General features: G+C 72.0%; 4 protein-coding genes. 3 read left to right on the top strand and 1 reads right to left on the bottom strand.

Annotated features, from left to right (window positions below; all coding sequences use genetic code 11):
* A partial coding sequence (locus tag AB0M20_RS39855; RefSeq protein WP_364306301.1) for a hypothetical protein occupies window positions 1-222 on the top strand: 222 nt, incomplete at its 5' end.
* On the opposite strand, the gene AB0M20_RS39850 is transcribed toward AB0M20_RS39855, so the two are convergent.
* A complete protein-coding gene (locus tag AB0M20_RS39850; RefSeq protein ID WP_364306299.1) occupies window positions 191-1,015 on the bottom strand; it encodes an EamA family transporter in 825 nt (274 codons plus the stop codon). The two genes, AB0M20_RS39855 and AB0M20_RS39850, sit on opposite strands and share 32 nt — an antisense overlap.
* Before the next feature lie 116 nt (window positions 1,016-1,131).
* Between AB0M20_RS39850 and AB0M20_RS39845 the strand changes: the two genes are divergently transcribed.
* Both AB0M20_RS39845 and AB0M20_RS39840 read left to right on the top strand, forming a co-directional pair.
* On the top strand, window positions 1,132-1,572 hold the full coding sequence (locus AB0M20_RS39845; protein ID WP_364306303.1) for an Lrp/AsnC family transcriptional regulator: 441 nt from the start codon (window positions 1,132-1,134) through the stop codon (window positions 1,570-1,572).
* 87 nt (window positions 1,573-1,659) lie between these two features.
* On the top strand, window positions 1,660-2,137 hold a 478-nt coding region (locus AB0M20_RS39840; RefSeq protein ID WP_364306297.1), incomplete at its 3' end, for a LacI family DNA-binding transcriptional regulator.

Below are 2,137 nucleotides of genomic sequence, written 5' to 3'. Positions count from 1 at the left end.
CTGCAGGTTGCTGAGGACGAGGCCGCAGCGACCGGGATCTCGCTGCTCATGCTCGACACCGAGACGGACAGTGCCGCCGAGGCGCTCTACCGCAGCGCCGGCTGGGAGCGTTACGGCATCGTCCCGGGCTATGCCGCGGACCCGGCCGGGACGCCGCGCGACTGCAGTTTCTACTTCAAGCGCCTCGCCGTCAGTCACGCCGGTGCAGCGCCACCCCGCTGACCACGAGGACCACCCCGGCGATCTCCGTCAGCGACGGGATCTGCGCGAGCACCACCACCCCGATCACCGTCGCGGTGGCCGGCAGGATCGAGACCATCAGCGCGTACGTGGCGCGCGGCAGCCGGGCCATCGCCAGCTGGTCGGTGACGTACGGGATGACCGACGAGCACACTCCGACTCCGGCCGCGGCGGCCAGCAGCACCGGGTCGGTGAACGCCGGCCGGGCGTCGGCGATCCCGAGCGGCAGCGCGACCACGGCCGCGATGAGCATCGACAGGGCCAGCCCGTCGAGCCCGGCGACGCCGTCGTCCTTGGCGATCCGGTCGCCCAGCACGATGTACGCGGCGAACAGCACCGCGTTGGCCGCGGCGAAGACCAGTCCCAGCGGCTCGGCCACCAGCCGCACATCGGTGACCAGGTAGACCCCGAGCACCGCCAGCGCGAGGGCGGCCACGTTGCGGCGGGTCCGCACGGCCACGGCGGCCAGCACGATCACCGGGAGGAACTCGATGGCCGCGACCGTGCCCAGCGGCAGCCGCGCCAGGGCCAGGTAGAAGGCGCTGTTCATGGCGGCGAGCACGGCCGCCCAGGCGATGACCAGCCGGCGGACCCGCGGGTCGAGCTTGCGCCACGCCTCCCAGGGCCGGAGCCACGCGGTCAGCACCACCGCGGCGGTGACGATCCGCAGCCAGGCCACCCCCAGCACGTCGAGGCGGGTGAACAGCAGCACCGCGAACGCCGGGCCGAGGTAGTGGAAGACGGCACTGATCACGAAGTACCCGGCGGGAGGCATGCCACTATCGTCGAAAGCGGAACCCCGGAGGGCCATACGCGATCGAAGGCGGCGAGGACCCGGTGCCATCACCCAGGACCCCGGATGGGGCAAAGAGCCTTCCGGATGGAAGATCGCTGCTGGATGCGACGAATCGGCGGCTGCTGGCGGAGCTGACCGCCGATCCGCGCGCCAGCGCCGCCGAGCTGGCCCGGCGGGTGGGCATGTCGCCGCCGGCGGTGCGCGAGCGCGTCGCCCGGCTGGAGGAGGCCGGGGTGATCCGCGGCTACCGCCTGGACGTGGACCCGGCCGCGATCGGGCTGCCGGTGGCCGCCTGGGTCCGCGTCCGGCCCGGTCCGGGCCAGCTGCCCCGCGTCGCCGAGCTGGCCGAGCGCACCCCGCAGGTCAGCGAGTGCCATCGGATCTCCGGTGAGGACTGCTTCCTGCTCAAGGTGCACGTGCCGGCGATCGAGGAGCTCGAGAAGGTCCTCGACGCGTTCCTGCTGCACGGCCAGACCATCAGCTCGTTCGTCGTGTCGACGCCGGTGCAGCCGCGCAATCCGTCGCCCGGCGGGTGATCAACGGCATTTGCCGGAAACCGCAGAAAGTGAAACGGCGAAGCGGCCGAGTTTCGAGGTCATGACCGCCTGGTTATGTTCCCGGCCATGGCAATGAAAGCGCTTTCAGGCTCGAAAGCGGCGACCATCTATCAGGTCGCCCAGCGGGCCGGCGTGTCCATCGCCACCGTCTCCCGGGCGCTGCGCGGCTCCGAACTGGTCACCGAGCAGACCCGGGCGCGGGTGCAGGAGGCGGCCCGCGAGCTCAGCTTCACACCGAACCGGTCGGGGCGGTCGCTGGCCGAGGGCCGGCACGCCGCCAACGGCATCGTCTTCCCCGATCTGGTCGGCCCGTACTACGCCGAGGTGGTGCTCGGCTACGAGGAGACCGCCGCCGCGTACGGCAGCAGCGTGCTGATCCTGGCCACCCACGGCCGCGACGACTCCGCCGACAAGGTCGCCGAGCTCACCGGGCGGGTCGACGGGCTGGCGATCATGGGCCGCACCGTCGACGACGACGTGGTGGAGCGGAAGGCCACCAAGAAACAGCCGCGGGTGCTGCGGGCAGATCGGGAGAGCGTCGGGG

The organism is Actinoplanes sp. NPDC051633, assembly GCF_040681735.1.
Lineage (GTDB): Bacteria > Actinomycetota > Actinomycetes > Mycobacteriales > Micromonosporaceae > Actinoplanes.
Note: the sequence above shows the minus strand (reverse complement) of the source record. Positions and strands in the feature narration are given on the sequence as shown.

Bases quoted from the DNA above. Each gene is read 5' to 3' on its own strand.
- AB0M20_RS39850 (WP_364306299.1), bottom strand. From the start codon at position 1,015: ATGCCTCCCGCCGGGTACTTCGTGATCAGTGCCGTCTTCCACTACCTC.